18 protein-coding genes are annotated in these 17153 nt (G+C 63.3%); 14 read left to right on the top strand and 4 right to left on the bottom strand.

Annotated features, from left to right (window positions below):
- The first annotated feature begins 37 nt into the window (after positions 1–37).
- The gene (gene radC / locus ACP156_RS09680) at positions 38–793 is read left to right on the top strand and encodes a RadC family protein (protein WP_425051111.1); all 756 of its coding nucleotides are present in this window, start codon (positions 38–40) and stop codon (positions 791–793) included.
- Here radC and ACP156_RS09675 read toward each other — a convergent pair.
- From ACP156_RS09675 to secA, 3 genes are all read right to left on the bottom strand, one after another.
- Positions 784–2349: a phosphate ABC transporter substrate-binding/OmpA family protein gene (locus ACP156_RS09675; RefSeq protein WP_425051110.1), complete on the bottom strand. Its 1566-nt coding sequence runs from the start codon at positions 2347–2349 to the stop codon at positions 784–786. The two genes, radC and ACP156_RS09675, sit on opposite strands and share 10 nt — an antisense overlap.
- A 20-nt stretch (positions 2350–2369) precedes the next feature.
- Positions 2370–3701 carry a hypothetical protein gene (locus ACP156_RS09670; protein ID WP_425051109.1) on the bottom strand — a complete coding sequence of 444 codons (1332 nt, stop codon included), beginning with the start codon at positions 3699–3701 and terminating at the stop codon, positions 2370–2372.
- Positions 3702–3874: 173 nt separating this feature from the next.
- Positions 3875–6604, bottom strand: a complete 2730-nt coding sequence (gene secA / locus ACP156_RS09665; RefSeq protein WP_425051108.1) for a preprotein translocase subunit SecA — start codon at positions 6602–6604, stop codon at positions 3875–3877.
- A gap of 184 nt (positions 6605–6788) precedes the next feature.
- On the opposite strand from secA, the gene ACP156_RS09660 reads away from it, so the two are divergent.
- The 6 genes from ACP156_RS09660 to ACP156_RS09635 all read left to right on the top strand — a co-directional run bounded on the left by ACP156_RS09660 (position 6789) and on the right by ACP156_RS09635 (position 11503).
- Entirely contained in the window at positions 6789–7655 is an 867-nt protein-coding gene (locus tag ACP156_RS09660; protein WP_425051107.1) for a peptidylprolyl isomerase, read from the top strand.
- A gap of 15 nt (positions 7656–7670) precedes the next feature.
- Positions 7671–9008 carry a bifunctional glutamate N-acetyltransferase/amino-acid acetyltransferase ArgJ gene (gene argJ, locus ACP156_RS09655; RefSeq protein ID WP_425051106.1) on the top strand — a complete coding sequence of 446 codons (1338 nt, stop codon included), beginning with the start codon at positions 7671–7673 and terminating at the stop codon, positions 9006–9008.
- Positions 9005–9412, top strand: a complete 408-nt coding sequence (gene mutT, locus ACP156_RS09650; protein WP_425051105.1) for an 8-oxo-dGTP diphosphatase MutT — start codon at positions 9005–9007, stop codon at positions 9410–9412. Before argJ ends, mutT begins: the two co-directional genes overlap by 4 nt.
- A 164-nt stretch (positions 9413–9576) precedes the next feature.
- Positions 9577–9714 carry a hypothetical protein gene (locus tag ACP156_RS09645; RefSeq protein ID WP_425051104.1) on the top strand — a complete coding sequence of 46 codons (138 nt, stop codon included), beginning with the start codon at positions 9577–9579 and terminating at the stop codon, positions 9712–9714.
- A 376-nt stretch (positions 9715–10090) separates the two neighbouring features.
- The gene (locus tag ACP156_RS09640) at positions 10091–10738 is read left to right on the top strand and encodes an autoinducer binding domain-containing protein (protein ID WP_425051103.1); all 648 of its coding nucleotides are present in this window, start codon (positions 10091–10093) and stop codon (positions 10736–10738) included.
- Between the two features lie 240 nt (positions 10739–10978).
- Positions 10979–11503, top strand: coding sequence for a hypothetical protein (locus tag ACP156_RS09635; protein ID WP_425051102.1), 525 nt, complete (start codon positions 10979–10981; stop codon positions 11501–11503).
- A gap of 9 nt (positions 11504–11512) precedes the next feature.
- Here the strand turns inward: ACP156_RS09635 and ACP156_RS09630 are convergent, their stop codons facing one another.
- On the bottom strand, positions 11513–12217 hold the full coding sequence (locus tag ACP156_RS09630) for a winged helix-turn-helix domain-containing protein (RefSeq protein ID WP_425051101.1): 705 nt from the start codon (positions 12215–12217) through the stop codon (positions 11513–11515).
- Positions 12218–12411: 194 nt separating this feature from the next.
- Between ACP156_RS09630 and ACP156_RS09625 the strand changes: the two genes are divergently transcribed.
- The 7 genes from ACP156_RS09625 to ACP156_RS09595 all read left to right on the top strand — a co-directional run bounded on the left by ACP156_RS09625 (position 12412) and on the right by ACP156_RS09595 (position 17126).
- The gene (locus ACP156_RS09625) at positions 12412–13518 is read left to right on the top strand and encodes a flagellar basal body P-ring protein FlgI (protein ID WP_425051100.1); all 1107 of its coding nucleotides are present in this window, start codon (positions 12412–12414) and stop codon (positions 13516–13518) included.
- Positions 13518–13799, top strand: coding sequence for a rod-binding protein (locus ACP156_RS09620; RefSeq protein WP_425051099.1), 282 nt, complete (start codon positions 13518–13520; stop codon positions 13797–13799). Before ACP156_RS09625 ends, ACP156_RS09620 begins: the two co-directional genes overlap by 1 nt.
- Positions 13796–14311 carry a hypothetical protein gene (locus tag ACP156_RS09615; protein ID WP_425051098.1) on the top strand — a complete coding sequence of 172 codons (516 nt, stop codon included), beginning with the start codon at positions 13796–13798 and terminating at the stop codon, positions 14309–14311. The genes ACP156_RS09620 and ACP156_RS09615 overlap by 4 nt, the downstream gene beginning before the upstream one ends.
- Positions 14312–14435: 124 nt before the next feature.
- Positions 14436–15377 carry a flagellin gene (locus ACP156_RS09610; RefSeq protein ID WP_425051097.1) on the top strand — a complete coding sequence of 314 codons (942 nt, stop codon included), beginning with the start codon at positions 14436–14438 and terminating at the stop codon, positions 15375–15377.
- A 122-nt stretch (positions 15378–15499) separates the two neighbouring features.
- Entirely contained in the window at positions 15500–15895 is a 396-nt protein-coding gene (locus ACP156_RS09605) for a flagellar biosynthesis regulator FlaF (RefSeq protein ID WP_425051096.1), read from the top strand.
- On the top strand, positions 15895–16323 hold the full coding sequence (locus ACP156_RS09600; protein ID WP_425051095.1) for a flagellar biosynthesis repressor FlbT: 429 nt from the start codon (positions 15895–15897) through the stop codon (positions 16321–16323). Before ACP156_RS09605 ends, ACP156_RS09600 begins: the two co-directional genes overlap by 1 nt.
- Positions 16320–17126, top strand: coding sequence for a DUF1217 domain-containing protein (locus ACP156_RS09595; RefSeq protein WP_425051094.1), 807 nt, complete (start codon positions 16320–16322; stop codon positions 17124–17126). The genes ACP156_RS09600 and ACP156_RS09595 overlap by 4 nt, the downstream gene beginning before the upstream one ends.
- Positions 17127–17153 lie beyond the last annotated feature (27 nt).

The raw sequence follows: 17153 nt of genomic DNA, 5'->3' as shown, positions 1-17153 counted from the left end.
AACCCGGCATTAACCGGGATGCGGCAAGGCTGGCGGCATGACGAGCGAGATGGCCGAAGCCCCCCTGCCCCTGTTCAGCCCCGATGATGAGGCGGCGGCCGCGGTTCCACCAAAGCGCCTGCCGTCCTACATCAAGGACCACCGCAAACGCCTGCGCGCCCGGTTCATGGAGGGCGGCGCAGCGGCGATGCCGGATTACGAGGTGTTGGAACTCATCCTGTTCCGCGCCATCGAACGGCAGGATGTCAAGCCGCTGGCGCGGCTGCTGATCGACACGTTCGGCGATTTCAACCGCGTACTGTCCGCCGATCCCGCCCGCCTGACTTCGGTCAGCGGGGTCGGAGAGGCTGTGGTAAGGGAACTGAAGCTGGTCGAAGCGGCGGCGCACCGACTGGCGCGGTCGCGGGTCTTGCAACGGCCGGTGATCTCGAGCTGGGATGCGGTTCTGGACTATTGCCACACCACCATGGCCCACCGCGAGACCGAGCAGTTTCGCGTGCTGTACCTTGATCGTAAGAACGTTCTGATCGCGGACGAGGCGCAGGCGCAGGGCACCGTCGACCACGTGCCCGTCTATCCGCGCGAGGTCGTGAAACGGGCGTTGGAACTGAACGCCAGCGCGCTGATCCTGGTACACAACCACCCATCGGGCGACCCCAGCCCCTCGCAGCAGGACATCGACATGACCCGCCAGGTCGAAGAGGCGTCGCGGGCTTTGGGCCTGACCCTGCACGACCATCTGATCGTCGGCAAATCCGCCGAACTCAGCTTTCGGGCCGAAGGCTATCTTTGAGTGGCCCAGACCTCGACCCGGCGGTTGACCTGACGGCCCCATTCCTCGTCATCGCAGGCCATCGGCATCGCCTCGCCAAAGGCCTCGACCGAGATCGACAGCCGCTCGCGGTCGGCGGTCGGCGCGGCTTTCAGCACCGCGTCGCGCACCTCTTCCGCGCGGCGGGTGGCAAGGCGAATGTTGCCGTCAGCGGGGCCCTCGCTGTCGGAAAAGCCAACGAAGATCAGCGGTCGACCGTCGAAGGCGCCCGCCTCGATCTGCTGCGCCAATATCTCGACGTTCGAGCGGGACTGCGGATCAAGCTGCGCCCCGCCCTGTTCAAAGCGGAACCCAAGCGTCAGCCGCTCGGTCCCGTCCATCGTCATCGCAAGCCGTTGCAGTTCGTCCAGCAAGACCTCGTCGCCCGCTTCGGTGATCGCGTTGACCAGCCGCAACCCCTGCTCGGCGACCGGCACGTTGTAAAGCCGCAGGTCGACGAAGCCCGAGCGTGCGACGACAAGCTGCGCGGCGGGCGAGCGGGCGAAGGACAGAAATTCGCGCGCCAGAAGCGGCAGGCGGCGGACCGGCGTGTACAGAAACAGCGGCAGCGTCAGCGGATAATCTTCGGTCTTCACCGTCAGGTCGTCGAGGACAGAGACCATGCCGCACTTGCCGTACAGTTCCAGCACCTGCGCGTTGCCAGTCTCTGAATAGGGCGCAACGCCGATGGCCAGCGGATCGCCGGCCACAGCGTCGGCCAGCGCGGCGTTGTCCGGGTGGCGGATCGTGGCAGCGGCGGGCGCAAGATCGCGCGGGGTCAGAAGGCGGTCGGCGAAAGCCTGAGACAGGCCCGACCGTTCACCCCGCATATGCACGAATATCGGTGCGTCAGGGCCGCCCAGCGCCGACCAGTTGGTGATCTCTCCGGCGAAGATGCGGGTGATCTGGTCAAGCGTCAGGCCCTTCATCGGATTGTCCGCCGACACGATCACCGCCATGGCGTCGAGCGCAAGAATCCGGCTGCGGCGCGGATCCGACAGGTCGCCCAGACCCGCCTCTTGCGCCAGCGTGATCTCTGTCGCGTTCGCGGGGCGGGTGGACAGCACAAGGTCCGTCTCGTTCGCCAGCAGGTCGGCAAAGCCTTCCTCGGTCGAGGTTACGCGGAACCCGATTTCGGCGGCCAGCGCGCCCGACGCAAGGTCGGTCAGGACATAGTCGAAATGAGTGTCGTCAACGATGCGCCGTTCAACACCATAACCGGACCTTGCCGCGAAGGCCTCGACCAGCGAGGGCATCAGAACCTCGCCCATGGTGCGGGCGCCGGAGAAGGTGAAACGGGCGACAAATGCAGTCAGGTCGGGACAGCCGGGACCCTCGCAGACGACGCCGCTGCCATCCAGCGTGAGGACGCCATAAACAGTGTCTACGCGGTAGAATTCGCCGTCATAGCCCAGCAGGTCGCCGGTGACTTCGACGCTGCCATCGCGAGAGGTCAGGGTGACATCGTCGCCGCGCGCGGCTCCGCCGAGGCTCCAAAGAAACAGTGCGGCAAGGACTGCCGCACGTCGATAGCTCATGTCCGATTACCGCGACTGCCTCAGTACGAGGCGATCTTCAGGTCTCGAAGGAGGTTTTTCAACACCAGAAACTCGCCCGCCGCGTCGCAGTCCGGCATGGATAGCGTCAGGGACACAGGGCGCATTCCACCGGCTGCGGTGCGCTGGATCGTCTGGCCCGCGATGTCGCGGTTGCAGTTGGCGGCGGTTACCTCGGCCTCGACGCTCAGGCGGACGACGCCGTCCTGTCCGCGCGCATCCTCGGGCAGGGTGTAGACCTCTGCAAGAAAGGCATCGGGCTGACTGCGGTCGCCCAGCATCGTCAGGAAGCCGCCGCCGGTCCGGGTCGCGGCCTCGACCGAGCCAGGGTTGCCGGACCAGATATGGCCGGCATCGCCATAGTCGGCGCCGAATTCCAGCGCGTGGATCTGCAGGCCGTTGTCGCCGTTGTACTGAAGCACGACGCGTTCGGTTCGCATCGCTTCCGGCACGTCGACGGCGGTCTCGGCGGTCTCGCCGCTGGCCAGCGTGACAGAGAAGGACGCGTCGATCGACAGGGCGGGCACGTCGACGGTGTACATGCCCAGCGCGTCGGTCTCGTCCGAGAAGATCAGGCCTTCGTGGCGAACGGTCAGACGTTCGTCCGCGGCGCAGGGTGCGGTCAGCATCAGGCGCACCATTCCGGCGGTCTGGGCCGATGCGGACAGGATCACGTCGCAGGCAAGACCGTATTCATTGCGGCCGGGCTCCTCGGGCAGTTCCTCGGGCGCGGCTTCTTCCACCGGCGCCATCCGGTCCAGCGGCGTGGGCTGCTTCAGTTCCAGCGGCTCGGGGATCGCACTGTCAGAGGGCATGTCCGGGATCTCGACCACGACGGCGGCGGGCGCATCGTCGTCGGGCTGGATGTCGAGGCTGGCGATGTCGACGAGATCGGGGGTCTCCGGGTCCGCGGCGTCCAGCTCGGCCAGCATCTCCATCTTAGAGACAGGATCAGCCGCGTCGGCCGGTTCGGGCTTTGCCACGTCAACGACGGGCATGATGGCTTCGGGCATGTCGGCTTCGGGCGCGGTGACTTCGGGCACGACAACATCCGGTGCGGGCGCTTCGGCAACGATCATCGGAGCAGCGTCTGGGCCAACGTCGGGGCCAACGTCGGGTGCGGCGTCGGGGCCAACCTCGGGTGCGGGAACGCCCAGCACTCCAGCGGTCATCGGGGCGGCGATCGTTTCGGCGGCAATCTCGGGTTCCGGCAGGGCGTCGCGGGCGTTGGCGTCGCCGTTCCGCTGCATCATGTGCGCGGTCGCGACGACGGCTGCGATGGTCGCGCCGCTTGTCAGATACTTCCGGTATTTCTGAATAAAGACCATTTGCATGGTTCTGCCCCTGCCCAATCCACTGTGTGGATAAGTGGCACAGAAATGAGGAAACAGTAAGGCGGCCTGCCTAAATTGTGTTGTAAAATGGAAACAAATTAAGGGTTCCGTGGGCGGAACGGGGCCGCGCCGGACTGTGGATAAGCCGGCGCAGCCGTGCCGGACGCGTCAGATTACAACGCGCCGTGGCAGTGCTTGAACTTCTTGCCCGACCCGCAGGGACAGGGCGCGTTGCGGCCCGGATTGCCCCAGGTCGACGGATCGTTCTCGTCGAAACCGGCGACCGCCGCTGTTTCCGTTTCGGCAACCTCGCCGCCTGCGCCGACCGGCTCGGGCTGCTTGGCGGTCGCGGATTCGGCGGCTTTCTGCAGCGACTGCTGCTGGGCCATGATGTCCTTCATCATCTGCTCGCGCTCTTCTTCGCTAAGCGGACGGATCTGCGACAGTTTCTGGGTCACCTCGATACGCAGCGAATCCAGCAGGCCGTGGAACAGCTCGAAGGATTCCGTCTTGTACTCGTTCAGCGGGTCGCGCTGCGCGTAGCCACGGAAGCCCACGACCGAGCGCAGGTGTTCCAGCGTCAGAAGGTGTTCGCGCCACTTGCCGTCGATGGTCTGAAGCAGGATCTGCTTTTCGATCGACCGCATGTTCTCGGGCCCGAACTGCGCGGCCTTCGAGGCCATCAGTTCGTCCGACGCGGCGGCGAGACGTTCCTTGAACACCTCGGCGTCGACGCCCTCTTCCTCGCCCCAGGCGATGACCTTCTCGTTCACGCCCAGCTTTTCCAGCGCGGCGGCGTACAGACCTTCGGTATCCCACTGGTCAGAGTAGGTTTTCGGCGGGATGTACTCGTCGACCAGATCGTCGACCACCTGATGCCGCATGTCCTGCACGATCTCGGACAGGTCCTCGGCTTCCATGATCTCGCGGCGCTGGCCGAAGATGGCCTTCCGCTGGTCGTTCATCACGTCGTCAAACTTCAGCAGCTGTTTGCGGATGTCGAAGTTGCGGCCTTCGACCTTCGCCTGCGCGCGTTCCAGAGACTTGTTGACCCACGGGTGAACGATGGCTTCGCCTTCCTTCATCCCAAGCTTTTTCAGCATGTTGTCCAGACGCTCGGACCCGAAGATCCGCATCAGGTCGTCTTCCAGCGACAGGAAGAAGGCCGACCGGCCCGGGTCGCCCTGACGGCCAGAGCGGCCGCGCAGCTGGTTGTCGATCCGGCGGCTTTCGTGGCGTTCGGTCGCCAGAACGAACAGGCCGCCCGCCTTCTTCACCGCTTCCTCTGCGGCGTCGTGGCTTGCCTCGATCTCCTGGCGGATCTCTTCGGGGTCGCGGTCCGGGCTGGCGGCGATCGCCTCCATCACCTGAAACTCGAAGTTGCCGCCCAGTTTGATGTCGGTGCCGCGGCCGGCCATGTTCGTCGCGATGGTCACCGCGCCCAGCTTGCCGGCGTCGGCGACGATCTGCGCTTCCTGCTCGTGCTGGCGCGCGTTCAGGACGTTGTGCGGGATCTTCGCGGCGGTCAGAAGCTGCGACAGGAATTCCGACTTCTCGATCGAGGTGGTGCCCACAAGGACCGGCTGCCCGGTCTCGTGCGCGGTCTTGATCTCTTCCACGATGGCGTCGAACTTTTCCTTCGCGGTGCGGTAGACGGCGTCATGTTCGTCCTTCCGCGCGATGGGAAGGTTCGTCGGAACCTCGACCACGCCCAGCTTGTAGATCTCGGCGAATTCCTCGGCCTCGGTCGACGCGGTGCCGGTCATGCCGGACAGCTTGTCGTAGAGACGGAAGTAGTTCTGGAAGGTCACCGAGGCCAGCGTGACGTTCTCGGGCTGGATCTTGCAGCCTTCCTTCGCCTCGATCGCCTGATGCAGACCGTCCGACAGGCGGCGGCCGGCCATCATGCGACCGGTAAATTCGTCGATCAGGACGATCTCGCCGTTGCGGACGATATAGTCCTTGTCCTTGGTGAACAGCTTGTGCGCCCGCAGGCCCTGGTTCACGTGGTGGACGATGGTGGTGGATTCCGGGTCATACAGCGTGTGCTCTTCGGGCAGGATGCCTGCCGCGTGCAGCCGCTGTTCGAGGAATTCGTTGCCTTCCTCGGTATAGGTCACGTTCCGCGACTTCTCGTCCATGTTGTAGTGATCCTCGGTCAGTTCGGGGATCACCTTGTCGATGGTCATGTAAAGTTCAGAACGGTCCTGCGAGGGGCCCGAGATGATCAGCGGCGTCCGCGCTTCGTCGATCAGGATCGAGTCCACCTCGTCGACGATGGCGAAGTAGTGGTCGCGCTGGTTCATGTCCGACAGCTCGGACTTCATGTTGTCACGAAGGTAGTCGAAGCCAAGCTCGTTGTTCGTGGCATAGGTGATGTCGCAGGCGTAGGCCTCTTTTTTCTCGGCCTCGGGCTGCTGCGGGTAGACGACGCCGCAGGTCATGCCCAGCGCGTTGTACACCTTGCTCATCCATTCCGCGTCACGCTTGGCGAGGTAGTCGTTCACCGTCACCACGTGGACGCCGCGCTTGGTCAGCGCGTTCAGATAGGCCGGGAAGGTGGCGACCAGCGTCTTGCCCTCGCCCGTCTTCATCTCTGCGATGTTGCCCTGATGCAGGAACATCCCGCCCATCAGCTGCACGTCGAACGCCCGAAGGCCCAGCGCGCGCTTTGCGGCTTCGCGGCAGTTGGCGAAGGCTTCGGGAAGCAGCTTGTCCAGGCTTTCGCCATTCGCGACGCGCTCGACAAACTCGGCCGTCTTTTCCTTCAGGCCCTCGTCGGACAGCGCCTCGAACTCGGGTTCCAGGGCGTTGATCTTTTCGACGATCGGTCGGGTCGCCTTCACTTTGCGGTCGTTTGGCGTGCCAAAGACCTTCTTGGCGATTGTTCCGATACCCAGCATGTCTACTCCGCCTGGAAGTCTGTTTTCAAACCAACGTGTAAGAGGAGTGCTTGCCCGCCCTCGCCCGAACCCATAGGAAATGCGGGGAGAAAGCGGCCCTGCGCGCCTTGTGGCGATGTAAGGGTCGGTTGGTATGGTGTCAACGTCGCGAGGTTTCGCGGCTTAGTTCAAAAAGGATCACCTTATGGCATATTCGAAGACCCTTCTGGCCTCGGCGGCATTTGCGCTGAGCCTCGCGGCCCCCGTCGCCGCGCAGGATGCCGAGACGCCGGCAGAGGTCACCGCAGATACCGTCGTCGCCACCGTGGGCGGCGTGGACATCACCATCGGCCACATGATCGTCATGCGTGAAGCCCTGTCGGATCAGAACAAGACGCTGCCCGACGACGTCATCTTCGAAGGCCTGCTTGAGCGTCTGGTTCAACAGCGCGCCGTGGGCGGGTCGGTCACCGAGCCGAGCCTTGCCGCCGAACTGGCGATCGAGAACGAGGAAAGCGCGATCCTGGCCAGCACGAAGGTCACCGAAATCGCCGAGTCCATCGAGATCACCGACGAGGATCTGCAGGAAGCCTATGCGTCGAAATACGCCGACTACGAGCCGGTGAAGGAATTCAACGCCAGCCACATCCTTGTCGCGACCGAGGAAGAAGCCCAGGCGCTGATCGAGGAACTGGACGGCGGCGCCGACTTTGCCGAACTGGCGAAAGAGAAATCCACCGGCCCGACCGGTCCGAACGGCGGCAACCTTGGCTGGTTCGGCGCCGGCATGATGGTGCCCGAATTCGAACAGGCGGTCATGGCTTTGGAAGACGGCGCGGTGTCCGAGCCGGTGCAGACGCAGTTCGGCTGGCACGTCATCAAGCTGAACGAGACCCGCCTGCCGGAAGCCCCGGCGCTGGACGAGGTGCGCGACACCATCGAAGCCGAGCTGTGGGAGACCCGCCTGCGCGACGAGATCGCGGGTCTGGTCGACGCGACCGAGATCGACCGTCCGGACCTGTCGGGCATCGACCCGGCGGTTCTCAAAGACACCTCCCTGATCACCGAATAAGAAGGTCCTTGGGCCATGGCCGGGAAGAAAAAGAAGATCCGCAAGCTCAAGCAGAAGCTGAAAGAGCTGCAGGCATATCTTGATGCGTCGGGCGCCACGCCCGAGGCCGCACCGCGGACGAAGAAGCCGCTTCCCGTCTCGCCCCTCGCGCCCGTCGGCGGGTTCCCGAACCTGCCAGAGATCGCGGGGGTGCGGTTCGCCACGGTGGAAGCCGGGGTGCGCTATGCCAACCGGACCGACGTGATGCTGGCCGAACTGGCGCCGGGGACCGAGATCGCCGGGGTGTTCACCCGCTCGGCGACGCGGTCGGCCCCGGTGCTGGACTGTCAGGACAAAATCGGGGGCAGCGCCGAGGGCGGTGCCGCCATCGTCGTGAACTCGGGCAACGCAAACGCCTTCACCGGCAGTCATGGCATGGCCTCGGTGCGGGAACTGGTGGCCGGCGTGTCGCGCATCGTCGGCGTGCCGGAACAGCGGGTGTTCACCTCGTCCACCGGGGTGATCGGCGAACCGCTGCCGCATGACCGGATCATCGCCAAGCTCGAAGAGCTGAAGGCCGGGCTTTCGTCCGCTGGCATCGCCTCGGCGGCGCGGGCGATCATGACGACCGACACCTATCCCAAGGGCGCGTTCGCCACTGTGAAGATCGGCGGCAAGCCGGTGAAGATCGCCGGTATCGCCAAGGGTTCGGGCATGATCGCGCCGGACATGGCGACGATGCTGGTCTACATCTTCACCGACGCGAAGATCGGTCAGGCGGATTTGCAGGGCATGCTTTCGTCGCTGACCGACCGCAGCTTCAACTGCATCACGGTCGACAGCGACACCTCGACCTCGGACACGCTGTTGCTGGCGGCAACCGGCGCCTCGGGCGTCGAGGTCGCGGGCGACGGTGTCGCGCCGTTCCGCGAGGCGCTGTCCGGCGTCATGCTGGACCTCGCGCATCAGGTGGTGCGCGACGGCGAGGGTGCGACGAAGTTCGTCGAGATCCGGGTAACCGGCGCAGCGGATGACGCCGACGCCAAGAAGGCCGGGCTTGCCATTGCGAACTCGCCGCTGGTGAAGACCGCCATCGCGGGCGAGGACCCGAACTGGGGCCGTATCGTCATGGCGATCGGCAAGTCGGGCGCGCAGGCGGACCGCGACAAGCTGGCGATCCGTTTCGGCGACATTCAGGTGGCGCGCGATGGCTGGGTCGACCCGGATTACAAGGAAGACGCCGGTGCGTCTTACATGAAGCAGTCCGATCTTGTCGTCGGCGTCGACATGGGGCTTGGCGATGGCGCCGCGACCGTGTGGACCTGCGACCTGACCCACGCCTATATCTCGATCAACGCCGACTATCGTTCATGACCAACCGGAAGATCGTGCTGGTCGCGGCCGTCGCCCTGATCGATCCCGACGGCCGCGTGCTTCTGGCACAGCGGCCCGAGGGCAAGTCGATGGCGGGGCTGTGGGAATTTCCCGGAGGCAAGGTTGAAACCGGGGAATCCCCGGAAACGGCCCTGATTCGCGAGCTGGACGAGGAGCTTGGCATTGGAACATGGCAGAGTTGCCTTGCCCCGCTGACCTTCGCAAGCCACGCCTACGACGACTTTCACCTGCTAATGCCTTTGTTTGCTTGCAGAAAATGGGACGGTATCCCCCAGTCGCGAGAGGGGCAGGCCCTGAAATGGGTGGCGCCGCACAACCTGCGCGAGTATCCGATGCCTCCGGCGGACGTTCCGCTGATTCCGATTCTGCGTGATTGGCTTTAGGCCGGCTCGCCGTATTGTTGCCGGAATCCGGCCCAGAATCCGCCGATTTGTACCAGAAATGCGTAAACTTGGCGCATTAGGCTTATTTTTTGGCTCACTTTGTTAGTGATTTGAGAACGCAGATCACATATTGTGTCGATAGGATGACACAGGGGATGGTGAGCATGCTTAGGACAATCGTTATCGGAAGTTGCGTTTCGGTTCAGGGCTTCTTCGTCGGCGCACTGCCGAACGGTCAGATTACCGTTCGGGTCGGCGACAAGATCTTCTCGGGAAGCCCGGTCGACGCACTGGCGGCCTGATCCGCCAAACGAACTACACTCGCGGAAATACGAAGGGGGAAGGCAGTGCCTTCCCCCTTTGCTTTTGTGCCGGGCTCAGATCGCCGCATCCTCAGGTGATCCCGGGGTCAGAACTGCGCCGCGCCCGGCGACATGCGCCGAATATTTATCATTCTTAACTCCGAATACGTTCAGACGTTAATTAACGAAATTCAAAACTTCGCGTCACCATTGACAACCGAACGACGCTACCACAACTTGTCGTTGAGATTGGCACTTGCCTCTCTCGTTACCAGCCGTCGGGGGACGCCGGTTTGGTGCAATCATGAAGAGTGCGGAACGGTCCGCCACTGGAACCACCTGCTGCGGCAGAGGTGCGACCGAGGTTACGTGTCACATGTTCGAAGACAATCCCTTCGAGATCATTCCGAACTACGAGGACTGTGACAAAGAACTCTCCGCCATCGCGCCTTCGGGATATTGTCTTGTCCTTCATGCGCACGTCTGGAAGACAAAGTTCGTCTACAGCACTTACCCCGAAGCCTGGCGCGATCATTACGACACCCACAATCTTGTGGTGCTGGATCCCGTGGTGCTTTGGGGCATGGTGAACACCGGCACGACGCGGTGGAGCGGTCTGGACAACGTGCAGCGCGTGACAGCCGACTACGTCATGACCCGCGCCAAGGATTTCGGACTGGCCTACGGCGCCGTCGCGGTCACCCGCAGCAAGCACCTTCGGAACAAGAAATGCCTGCTGGCGGTCTCGCGGCCCGACCGCGAATTGACGTCAGAGGAAATCGCACGGGTCGCCGAGATCCTTGACCATATCGTGACGGTCCACGACGGGCGGCTTGGCCTGTCGGACGTGGACATCCAGACAATACAGACGCTGGCGCTTGGGTATTCGCAGGACGAGATCGCCAAGCAGATGCACACCTCGCGCGATACCGTGAAAAAACGTATCGAGCGGATCCGGAAGAAGATTGGGGCGCGAAACGCCACACATGTGGTGTCGATCGCGCTTTCTCATAGCCTAGTTTAGGCAGTTTAAGGCTTCTTCGGGGCAACGGTCCCCTATTGGGTAAAACGATCAAAATATCTGTAGCTGGGCAGGAATCCGCCCGTTAACCATCAATTGTCTCTGGTCCGAGACGATGGGAAACACTTGAATTTCCGTAATGGAAACGGGCTTTTGCCTGTTCGTGTTCGCGGTCTGACGATCGCAGAGAGAGTCCGCGCGCCGTGAATACGGCGTTTCGCGAATAGAGAAGGATTGCAGTCCATGCAGCTGGTCGACCTGACACCCTTTCGCCATTCGGTTCTTGATGCGGCAACTGACGACGGCGTCCTTCATATCGGCCCGATACACAGGACGGACGCACAGTCGATCGTCGATCTGCTGTCCAACCTCGGGCTGACGACCGGCGCGGATGACGCGATCCGGCTTACCGCGCAGGGCACGGACATGGTTTCGATGGCGGTGACGGGCATGGATGTCACCGGCTACCTGATGGAAGACTTCGGGATCGAGGCCGAGACCGAGGCGCTGGACGCCTTCATTCTGCGCGCCTGCCCGGCTGGAACGCCGATCTCGCTGCGTGGTCACTATCATCCGGACGACGAGACGCGGATCACTTCGGTCATGACGGCGCTGCACGATGGCCGCCGTGTCACGTGGACCAGCTTTCGGCTTCGGATGCGCGATGGCGAAACGCTGCGCCTGTCCGATACGTCGGGCACCTTCCCGATGTTGCAGGGCTATGCGGCGGCCGCGTCGGCCCTGCCGGCCGAACGCGCCTTTGCCTGACGCGGGCGCCTAGCCCGCCGCCGCCCCCTCTCCTTCCAGCGCATAGCCCTTTCCGGTGTAGGTCCGGATCATGCTTGCGCCGTCGCCCGAATGGGCCTCGATCTTCTTGCGCAGCTTGCAGATGTGGACATCCAGCGCCTTCATATAGGGCTGATAGTCCGCCAGCGCGTACAGCGCGTCGAACAGCGCGTCGCGTCGCACCACCTTCCCGGAATTCAGCGCAAGGATCCGAAGGATCGTGTTTTCGCTGGACGACAGACGGATCGGCTGGCCGTCGAATTCGGGGTGACGGCCGTCGAGATAAACCGTCAGCCCGCCCGAGCGCACCTCTTGCGAGCGCAGGCCGTGGTGGCGGCGCGTAACCGAGCGCAGCCGCGCCGCGATCTCGACCGCCGCGAAGGGCGGGCCGACGACATCGTCCGCCCCATCATCCAGAATGCGCGCAACCTCGTCCGGGTCCAGTTCGTCCTGCAAGACCACCAGAGGATTCGCCACGCCGGCGGCGCGCATCCGGCGCACCTGCCCCGCCGCGTCGCGTTCCGGCATCAGGCCCAGCAGGACGGGCAGCAGACTCGCCGCGCCTTCGTCCAACCCGGCCATCCCCGATTCGATGGCCGCTTTCGGCAGATCTTCGACCGTAAGCCCTTGTCTCGGCAGGGCAGAAAACAGCCGTTCCGCGCGGCTGAAGTCCTGATCGTGCAAAATTACCCGCATGGGTGCTCCCGAGAAACTTGCGAAAAACTTAAAGTAGGGTACATTGCAGTCCGGAGCCGGTTCAACGAAAAACCTTCGATCAGGGGAAGGAATCTGACGAAGCGGCGCAGGAACAGGCAATCGGCGCAGTGCGGCGATGTTGCGAATAACGTAATTTACCCGCGATGTGCGGGTTTAGGATTGGATGCCTTGCGATGCTCAAACGAGTTCTTCTTGCCCTGTCGCTTGCCCTGCCGCTGACGCTGGCGGCGGTCGACGCACAGGCGCAGGTCCGCCTCAAGGATATCGTGAACTTCGAGGGCGTCCGTTCGAACCAGCTGATCGGGTATGGCCTTGTCGTGGGTCTGGACGGCACCGGCGACAGCATGCGGAACTCTCCCTTCACCCGGAAGTCCATCGAGGGGATGCTGTCGCGTCTCGGCGTCGGCAACCTGACGGGCGAGGGTCTGAACACCAAGAACACCGCAGCGGTGATGGTGACGGCCAAGCTGCCCCCCTATGCCCGTCGCGGCAGCGAGATCGACATCGAGGTGTCCTCGCTTGGTGACGCCACCTCGTTGCGCGGCGGCACGCTTCTGGTGACCCCGCTTTCCGGCGCGGACGGCCAGATTTACGCGGTGGGGCAAGGTCCTGTCGCGGTGGGCGGGTTCAGCTTTGAAGGTGTCGCGGCCAACGTGACCCGTGGCGTTCCGACCGTCGCGCGGATCGAGAACGGCGCGACGGTGGAACAGGAGATCGACTTTGACCTGCGCAAGATGACCAGTATCCGGCTGGCCCTGCGCAATCCCGATTTCACCACCGCCGCCCGCATCGCCGAGGTCATCAACGCGCAGGTGGGCATCGCCCATGCCGAGCCGCTGGACCCCGGCACCGTCGAGGTTCGGGTGCTGGACAAGGGCGACGTGATGGAAGCGCTAGCGACCATCGAGAACCTGCAAGTCGAACCCGATACGCCTGCGAAGGTGGTGATCGACGCAAAGTCCGGGACCATCGTGATCGGCGCCGACGTGCGCATCGACGAGGTCGCGATCAGCCAGGGCGGTCTGACCGTCAGCATCAGCGAAAGCGCCGAGGTCAGCCAGCCCGAGCCCTTCAGCATCGGCGAGACCGTCATCGTTCCGCAGACCGATATCGAAGTCTACGAGCGCGACTCGGGGTTTGCCGTGGTCGGCGGGCAGGTCAGCCTGCGCGAATTGGTCGATGGACTGAACGCCATCGGCATCGGCGCGCAAGAGATCATTTCCATCCTGCAGGCCATCAAGGCCGCAGGTGCACTTCACGCGGATCTGGAGGTTATCTGATGGACATCGATTCCAAGCCCGTCCTGCATCCCCTGTCCGGCCCCCGGCCGGCCAGCCAGCCGACGAGCATCGAAGAGGCCGCGATGGATTTCGAGGCCTCGTTCCTGGAAATCGCCTTCGCCACGATGATGGAGGACGCGATCCCCGCACCTGCCGGCGGCTTTGGCGAGGAGATGTTCCGCAGCCAGCTGACCAAGGCTTTCGCCCGCGAAGTGGCAGAGGCCGGCGGCGTCGGTATCGCCCGCTCGGTCGCGGCGCAGTTGAAGGACTACATGGAATGATCGGTGTCCCGAAAACCTCTGCCCTGTCGCGGCTTGGCATCCGCCTTGGTGAACGCAAAGCCCGCGACGGCGAAGACGGCACGGGATTGACCGACGAGGACGAGGGCAACATCGCCGAGTTCGAAAGGGTCCTGTCCTCGACGCTGGATTTCCTGCGCAAGGAGAACGGCGCGCTAGAGGCGAAGGATGTGGACCGCGTCGCGTCCTACTTCGACGAGAAGGCGCGGCTGCTGGAAACGCTGGAACGCCGCCAGCCCGCGGTCGAGCCGTTTCTTTCGGTCGATGTTCCGGCGGTCGCACAATTGCGAAAATTAATCCGAGACCTCGCCGATCAGCTGGAAACCAACGAACGGCTTCTGCGCGGGATGGCGGACGCTTCACGCACGATTCTGGCCGAAGTAGAGCATCTACGCACGCGTCAAAGCCTGAAAGGCGTCTATGACAAGTCCGGTCAACTGCGTGGCGACGTGGCGCCGAAACCGGTGAAGAAGGGCTTCGAAAAAGATTTTTGAGGTTTTGCGAAAACGGAAACCTTCCGGAAACCTCCCTGCCGCTTTCCTCTCATGTCGGGCGATGCCCGGCCGTCCCGCCAGAAGGCCCGGACGTGCAGCAAGAAAGCAAAAGGAACTAGCCCCCATGACTTCCATCATTACCAACACCTCCGCGATGAACGCCCTGCAGGCTCTGCGGTCGGTCAACAACAACCTCGCCACCACTCAGGACCGCATTTCGACCGGCCTGAAAGTTGGCTCGGCCAAGGATAACGCGGCCTACTTCCAGATCTCCGAGACGATGAAGGGCGACAGCTCGTCCTACGCTTCGATCAACGAAGGTCTGACCCTGACCAAGAACTCGGTCGCCACGGCTCGCCTCGGTGCCGAGACGATCCAGGACCTGGCTCAGGAATTCCTCGACAAGGTGGCATTCGCCCAGGGCGCCGAAGGCGGCCAAGGTGAAATCGAGAACGACCTCAACGAGATCGTCAAGCGCATGGAAACGACGCTCAGCCAGTCGACCTTCAACGGCGACGACATGCTGGGTGCCGGCTCTTACGCTGCGGGCTCGGTGGCCGGCTCTGCCATCGACGGTGCGACCGGCGCACTGACCCGGGGCGCCAACGGCGACGCAACTGTCGGCGTTGATCGCAACGTGGTTACCGGCATCACCCGTGCTGGCGGCACTTTCGCCACCACCGACATCGTTGTGAAGACGCACGACATGGCCGAACTGGTCAGCGACTTCAAAGCGATCGCAACGGGCTTTGCCACCAACGCCGAAGTCGTCGCCACCGGCGAAGCCTTCCTGGCCGGCGCTCTTGCCTCGGTCGAGACGGTGCTGACCGACGTGACCGACATCGCCACCCAGCTGGGCCAGGCGGAAAGCTCGATCGAAGGCCAGCAGGAGTTCCTGAACCAGATGGTCGACAACATCGACAGCGGTGTGTCCTCGATGATCGACGCGGATATGGAAGAAGAAGCCGCGCGTCTTCAGGCGCTGCAGACCCAGCAGCAGCTGGCCACCCAGTCGCTCGCGATCGCCAACCAAGGCCCGTCGAGCGTTCTGAGCCTGTTCCAGTAATGCTTGCCAGTGTTCACGTAATGATTGTCAGCAGTCGCTGAAGCGTATCGCCCGGCCTCGGATGACCGAGGTCGGGCTTCGTTCTTTAAAGCCCCCGGGCCCGCACCAGAAGGTGACATCAGATGAGCCTCGACGCATACAAGAAATCACTCAAGACCACCGAAACGCCGCGCGCGATGGAGCGCCGGATCCTGACCCAGATCACGTCGCGCCTCGATGCGCATCAGGCCGAATACGACGCCGCCGCCGAAGGCCCGTCGCGGCTGGGCATCCTTGCCGGACCGCTGCGGTCCGCAGTGCACGACAACGTCCGCCTGTGGCTTGGCTTCAAGGCCGACCTGCTGACGCCGGGCAACGAGCTTCCCCCAGAAACCCGCGCCGGTCTTCTGTCGCTGGCCGGTTTCGTCGAGCGCCAGAGCGGCCAGATCATGAACGGCCGCGGCACCATCGAATCCCTGATCGCCGTGAACAAGCCGATCATCCAGGCCCTTCAGGGCCAGACTGTCGAGGCCGCGTGATGGGACTGATCCTGAAAGTCAAAACCGGAGACCGCATCGTCATCAACGGCGCCGTCCTGCGCAACGCGGGCAAGGGCCAGATGTTCGTCGAGGTCGAGAACCGTTCCGACGTCCTGCGCGGCGAAGAGATCCTGGCCGAGGACAAGGCCCAGACCCCCGTGCGGCGGCTGTGCCAGCTGATCCAGGTCGCCATGGTCAGCCGTGAATCGCGGGCCGAGATCCTGCCGCGCATCCATGAAGGCATCACGGACCTGATGCAGGTCATGCAGAAAAGCCATGGCAAGGTTCTGGACCGCGTCCGCACCCATGTCGATCAGGGCAACCTGTACGGAGCCTACCGTGTGCTGGGGCCCGTCATCCGCTACGAGGACAAGCTGCTGGCGATCTCTGCCGGGCTGTCCGATCCCGCAAAGGAATCGCACGCATGATCTCGACGGCCGGTCTGTCCCCTTTCATCGGCATCACCCTGGTCCGCGAGAACCGCGAGACCTTCGAGGCCGATGTCCAGCGCGATCCGATGTCCAAGCGCGAGATCGAATCGTTCCGCGAACGGATCGGCAGCGTCGAGACGGTCGAAGACCTTGTGAACGACTACGAGGTCTTCAGCTTCGTCATGAAAGCCTTCGGCATGGAAGAGGAAATCTATGCCAAGGCCATGATGAAAGAGATCTTCACCTCCGATCCCGAGGATGACACCTCGTTGATCAACCGCCTGACCGACGACAAGTACACCAAGGCGAATGAAGAGCTTGGCTTCAATGCCGACGGCACCGCCGGCAGCAACTTCTCCGACCCCGACTGGATCGAGGAAATGGTCGACCGCTACACCACGCAGCGGCTGATCGACACCCAGACCGATGTGAACGAAAGCGTCGGCATAGCGCTGGCCTTCGAGCAGAAGGTGTCGGGACTGACAAGCTGGTACAAGGTGCTGGCCAACACCGAGATGAAGGACTTCATCATGACCGCTTTCGGGATGCCCGAAAGCTCTGACAACGCAAGCGTCGATTCCCTGAAGAAGATGCTTGAAAAGCGGATGGACATCGAGGACCTGCAAGACCCCGAGGTTCAGGAAAAGCTGATCCGCCAGTACTCGGCCTTCGCGGCCGCCACCGAAACCGACACCAGCCAGAACGCGGCGCTGACGCTGCTGACGCAGGGCAGTTCCTACAACATGGTGACGATCGACATCGACGCGATCCAGGGGTTCTCTGGCTACGGCACACGCTGACCGGCAGACATGAAAAAGCCGCGGCCC

Origin of the sequence: Psychromarinibacter sp. S121 (assembly GCF_049801035.1) — a bacterium.
Taxonomy (GTDB): Bacteria; Pseudomonadota; Alphaproteobacteria; order Rhodobacterales; family Rhodobacteraceae; genus Psychromarinibacter.
The sequence above is the reverse complement of the archived record's forward strand: the minus strand, read 5'-3'. Positions and strand labels throughout refer to the sequence as shown.